Source organism: Kitasatospora indigofera (assembly GCF_014655955.1).
Classification (GTDB): domain Bacteria; phylum Actinomycetota; class Actinomycetes; order Streptomycetales; family Streptomycetaceae; genus Kitasatospora; species Kitasatospora indigofera.
Genome location: NZ_BNBO01000114.1, coordinates 1 through 5,319, shown reverse-complemented (window position 1 = coordinate 5,319; position 5,319 = coordinate 1). Strand labels below are relative to the sequence as shown.

At 73.8% G+C, this 5,319-nt stretch carries 5 protein-coding genes; all 5 read left to right on the top strand.

All coding sequences use genetic code 11. From position 1 onward, the window contains the following. Positions 1-147 precede the first annotated feature (147 nt). Positions 148-1,815, top strand: coding sequence for a sugar ABC transporter ATP-binding protein (locus IE329_RS39560; protein ID WP_190215910.1), 1,668 nt, complete (start codon positions 148-150; stop codon positions 1,813-1,815). Beyond that, on the top strand, positions 1,812-2,783 hold the full coding sequence (locus IE329_RS39555; protein ID WP_190215909.1) for an ABC transporter permease: 972 nt from the start codon (positions 1,812-1,814) through the stop codon (positions 2,781-2,783). The genes IE329_RS39560 and IE329_RS39555 overlap by 4 nt, the downstream gene beginning before the upstream one ends. After that, positions 2,780-3,787 (top strand): ABC transporter permease, encoded by a 1,008-nt coding sequence (locus tag IE329_RS39550; RefSeq protein WP_190215908.1) that lies wholly within the window; start codon positions 2,780-2,782, stop codon positions 3,785-3,787. Before IE329_RS39555 ends, IE329_RS39550 begins: the two co-directional genes overlap by 4 nt. A 127-nt stretch (positions 3,788-3,914) precedes the next feature. Next, positions 3,915-4,928: a LacI family DNA-binding transcriptional regulator gene (locus IE329_RS39545; protein ID WP_190215907.1), complete on the top strand. Its 1,014-nt coding sequence runs from the start codon at positions 3,915-3,917 to the stop codon at positions 4,926-4,928. A 119-nt stretch (positions 4,929-5,047) separates the two neighbouring features. Continuing rightward, on the top strand, positions 5,048-5,319 hold a 272-nt coding region (locus tag IE329_RS39540; protein ID WP_461782313.1), incomplete at its 3' end, for an aldose epimerase family protein.

Sequence of the window (5,319 nt, the reverse complement as noted above, 5' to 3'; positions counted from 1 at the left end):
CTCCCTCGACGGCGCCTACTGACGGGAACCCACCGCACGACCGCCACACCGGCGGTCGACGAGCAGCCGGGCCGTGCGCACGCGCGCGGCGCCGCACGGCCCGGCCCCTCCTGCCCCGAACCCGCCCAGCCCTGGAAGGCCATCACCATGGCACCACCCCCAGCCGTCCCGGCGAAGTCCGCACCGGCGGCCACCGAAGCGCCGACCGTCCTGGAGGCGATCGGCGTCAGCAAGCGCTTCCCCGGTGTGGTGGCGCTCGACGACGTCTCCTTCACCCTGCGCGCGGGCGAGATCCACGCCCTCGTCGGGGAGAACGGCGCCGGCAAGTCCACCCTGATCAAGGTCCTCACCGGGGTGCACCGCCCCGACGGCGGTGAACTGCGCCTGGGCGGCGAACCGGTGGCGTTCGGCCGCCCGTCCGAGGCCCAGCAGGCCGGGGTCGCCACCATCTACCAGGAGGTCAACCTCGTCCCGCTGATGAGCGTGGCGCGCAACATCTTCCTCGGCCGCGAGCCCAAGACCCGCTTCGGCCTGATCGACTTCCACCGCATGCACCGGGAGGCCGCCGAACTGCTCGCCGGCCTCGGCGTCACCGCCGACGTCCGGCGCCCGCTGAACACCCTCGGCGTGGGCACCCAGCAGATGGTCGCGCTGGCCCGGGCCGTCTCGGTCCAGGCCCGGGTGGTGGTGATGGACGAACCCACCTCCTCCCTGGAGCCCCGCGAGGTGGAGACGCTCTTCCGGGTGATCGGCGAACTGCACGGGCGCGGCATCGCCGTCGTCTACGTCAGCCACCGGATGGACGAGCTGTACCGGATCTGCGAGCGCGTCACCGTGCTGCGCGACGGCAAACTGGTGCACACCGGCCCGCTGGCCGGACTGAACCGGATGCAGCTGGTCGCGATGATGCTCGGCCGCGAACTCACCGAGGTCCGCCGGAGCGGCGTCACCGCCTTCGGCGAGGGGCACCACTCCCGGCGCGAGCCCGTCCTGACCGCCACCGGCCTGACCCGCGGCCACGAACTCCACGCCATCGACCTGGCGTTGCGCCCCGGCGAGGTGCTCGGCCTGGGCGGCCTGCTCGGCTCCGGGCGCAGCGAGACCGCCAAGGCCCTGGCCGGCGCGCTCGCCCTGGACGCCGGCGAGATCCGGGTCGCCGGGCAGCCGCTGCGCCGGCACAGCCCCGCGGCGGCGATCCGGGCGGGCATCAGCCTGCTGCCGGAGGACCGCAAGGCCGAGGGCATCGTGCCCGGCCTGTCGGTGCGCGAGAACATCGTGCTCGCGGCGATGCCCCGGCTGTCCCGGTTCGGTGTCGTCTCCCGCGCCAAGCAGGACAAGATCGTCGAGATCTTCATGAAGCGGCTGCGGATCAAGGCTTCCAGTCCCGAGCAGAAGGTCGGCGAACTGTCCGGCGGCAACCAGCAGAAGGTGCTGCTGGCCCGCTGGCTCTGCCTGGAGCCGAAGGTCCTGCTGCTGGACGAGCCGACCCGCGGCATCGACGTCGGCGCCAAGGCCGAGGTGCAGGCCCTCGTCGACGAACTCGCCCGGGAGGGCCTGGCCGTGCTGCTGATCTCCTCCGACATCGAGGAGCTGATCGAGGGCGCCGACCGCCTCCTGGTGCTGCGCGGCGGCGCGGTCGCCGGCGAACTGACCGGGGAGCAGGTGACGGAGGACGACCTGCTGGCCGTGCTCGCCGCCCACTCCCCCGACGCCCCGGCCCCGCACTCCCCCGGCGCCCCGGCCGGGGCCGGCGCCCCCCACTCCCCCGCCCGTGACGGCCACGACGCCCCCGACGGCCAGGACGGCCCCCGATGACCCAAGCCCCCCTCACCCTGCCCCGGGCGGCCGCCGCCCGGCCGGACGTCAAGAGGCTGCTCCAGCAGTACGGCGTCTACCTCGCCGTCGCGGTGCTCCTGGTGTTCAACGCGCTGTTCACCGAGCACTTCCTGACCGTCGCCAACCTGCGGACCCAGCTCGTCCAGGTCTCTCCCGTGGTCATCGTGGCGCTCGGGATGGCGCTGGTGATCGGCACCGAGGGCGTCGACCTGTCGGTCGGCTCCACGATGGCGCTGGCCAGTTCGCTGCTGCCGCTCTACCTCGGCTACGGCCTGCTGCCCGCCCTGGTGATGGCGCTGCTCGCCGGGGTGGTGGTCGGCGCGGTCAACGGCTCGCTGGTCTCCCTGATCGGCCTCCAGCCGATCGTCGCCACCCTCGCCCTGTTCGTCGGCGGCCGGGGCCTGGCCCTGGTGATCGCCGACGGGCAGCTCAAGCAGATCCAGAACACCGACCTGCTGGGGCTCGGCACCGACAGCCTGCTCGGCGTCCCGCTGGTCGTCCTGATCGCCGGCGTGCTGGCGCTGGCCGTCGCCTTCCTGGTGCAACGCACCACCTTCGGGCGGCAGTTGGTCGCCGTCGGTGGCAACCGGGCCGCCGCGGCGCTGGCCGGCCTCCCGGTGCGACGGGTGCTGATCGGGGTCTACGTGCTCTGCGGCGCGCTCGCCGCGCTGGCGGGCGTGCTGGCCACCGCGCGGCTCACCGCCAGCGACCCCTCCGCGCTCGGCAACCTGATGGAACTGTCCGCGATCACCGCCGTGGTGGTCGGCGGCACCCCGCTGACCGGCGGCTCGATCCGGGTGCTGGGCACGGTGACCGGCGCGCTGCTGATGCAGCTGCTGCACGCCACCCTGGTCAGCCACAACCTGCACGACTCCACCGCCCAACTGGCGCAGGCCGCCATCATCCTCGTCGCCGTCTACGTCGCCCGGGAGCGTCGATCCCGATGAACCTCCTCCCCACCGCCACCGCCGTGCCCGCCCGCTCCCGGCCGGGCTCCGCCGGCCCCGCCCGGGCCCTCGAACTGCTGCGCCGCCAGGGCGTGCTGGCCGTCCTGCTGCTGGTCGTCGTGGTCTCCTCGTTCGTCTTCCCGGCCTTCGGGACCGTGGACAACGCCCGCAGCATCACCGTGCAGGTGTCGTTCCTGTCGATCGTCGCGCTCGGGATGACCATGGTGATCATCACCGGCGGGATCGACCTGTCCGTCGGCTCGGTCTTCGCCCTCGGCGGCGTGCTCGCCGCCTGGGCCTCCCAGTGGGGCGCCGCCCCGGCGCTGCTGGTGCCGATCGTGGTCTGCGGAGCGATCGGCCTGGTGAACGGCCTGCTGGTGGCCCGGGCCGGGATGGCGCCGTTCATCGTCACGCTGGCCTCGCTGCTGGCCGCCCGCGGCCTGCTGCTCGCGCTGACCCACGAGGGCGCCACCACCTACCTGGTGCCGCGCGGCTCGTTCTTCGCCGAGCTCGGCCAGGGCACCGTCGGCGGCTTCGGGTACCCGGTGCTGATCGCGCTGGCCCTGTTCGCCGTCGGCGGTCTCGTCCTGCAGCGGACCTCGCTCGGCCAGAGCATGTTCGCCGTCGGCGGCAGCGCCGACGCCGCCACCCTGATGGGCCTGCCGGTCGCCCGCACCAAGGTGCTGGTCTACGTGCTCAGCGGCCTGCTCGCCGGCCTGGCCGGGGCCCTCAACGCGGCCCGGCTCTCCTCCGGCGTCACCATCATCGGCGTCGGGATGGAGCTGGACGCCATCTCCGCGGTCGTCATCGGCGGCACCCTGCTGGTCGGCGGCGCGGGCTCGGTCTCCGGCACCCTGTGGGGCGTCCTGCTGCTGGCCGTGATCCAGAACCTGATCAACCAGATCGGCTCGCTCAACTCCTCGTACCAGTCCGTGGTCAGCGGCGGGTTCCTGATCCTGGTCGTGGTCACCCAGCGCTACCTCTCCAAGGTCCGCCGGACCTGACCCCGCCCCGGCCCCGGCCCCGAACACGCCCGGCCCCGGCCCCGGATGTCACCCGCGGCCGGGCCGGCGGGCCAGACTGGGGCCGGGCACCGCCGCGCCGATACGGCCGGCCGAAGGAAGGAAATCCGTGGGCGCCAGCCTCAAAGACGTCGCGCAGCGCGCAGGCGTATCGGTCAAGACCGTCTCGAACGTGGTGAACAACTACCCGCACGTCACACCCGCGATGCGAGAACGCGTCCAGCAGGCCATCGACGAGCTCGGCTACCGGCCCAACCTGATCGCCCGCCACCTGCGCAAGGGACGCACCGGCATCATCGCGCTGGCCGTGCCCGAACTCGGCAACCCGTACTTCGCCGAACTGGCCGGCGCCGTGATCGACGCCGCCGCGCGCCACGACTACACCGTGCTGCTGGACCACACCGGCGGCCGGCGCGAGAACGAGATCCTGGTCTCCCAGGGGTTCCGCGCCCACGTGATCGACGGCCTGATCCTCAGCCCGATCGAGCTGGAGGCCGAGGACCTGCTCGGCCGCTCCGAGGACGCCCCGCTGGTGCTGCTCGGCGAACGCGAGTACGAGGCCCCCTACGACCAGATCGCCATCGACAACGTCGCCGCCGCGCGGTCCGCGGTGCGGCACCTGACCGGCCTCGGGCACCGCCGGATCGCCTTCCTCGGCGCCCGCCGGGAGAGCGCCCGCCGCCCGGCGCACCTGCGGCTGCGCGGCTGGCGCGAGGAGCTCACCGCCGCGGGGCTGCCCTGCGACGACTCCCTGGTCGCCGCCACCGACGGCTACGGCCGGGTGGACGGCGCCGCCGCGATGAACGCCGTCCTGGACCGCGGCGAGCGGCCCGACGCCGTGTTCGCCTACAACGACCTGGTCGCGCTCGGCGCCATGCGGGTGCTGACCGAACGCCGGCTGCGGGTGCCGCAGGACGTGTCGGTGGTCGGCTTCGACGACATCGAGGAGGGCCGCTTCTCGCCCGTCGCCCTCACCACCGTCTCGCCCGACAAGCAGGCCATCGCCCGGCTCGCCGTCCAACGGGTCGTCGCCCGGCTGGCCGGCACCCCCGGCCTGGAGCCCGAGCACATCCAGCCCGGCTACACCCTCACGGTCCGGGAGTCGACCGCCAGACGCACCTGATCCCCCACCGCAGCCGACCACCCACCGCCGCACGGCGTGCCGCCCCTCCCCGAGGACTGACGATGCCCCAGCCCGCACCCCACCGCGAACCGTTCGGCCACACCCCCGACGGACGTCCCGTGGACCTCTGGAGACTGGAGTCCGCCTCCGGCGTGAGCGCCGAGATCCTCACCCACGGCGGCGTCCTGCACCGCCTGTCGGTGCCGGACCCGGCCGGGCGCAGCCGCTCGGTCGTGCTGTCCCTGCCGGACGCGGCCGCCTACGCCGGGCCCGGTCCCTACTTCGGGGCCCTGGTGGGGCGCTTCGCCAACCGGATCGCGGGCGGCCGCTTCAGCATCGACGGGCAGAGCCACCGGGTGCCGGCCAACGACCGCGGCAACGCGCTGCACGG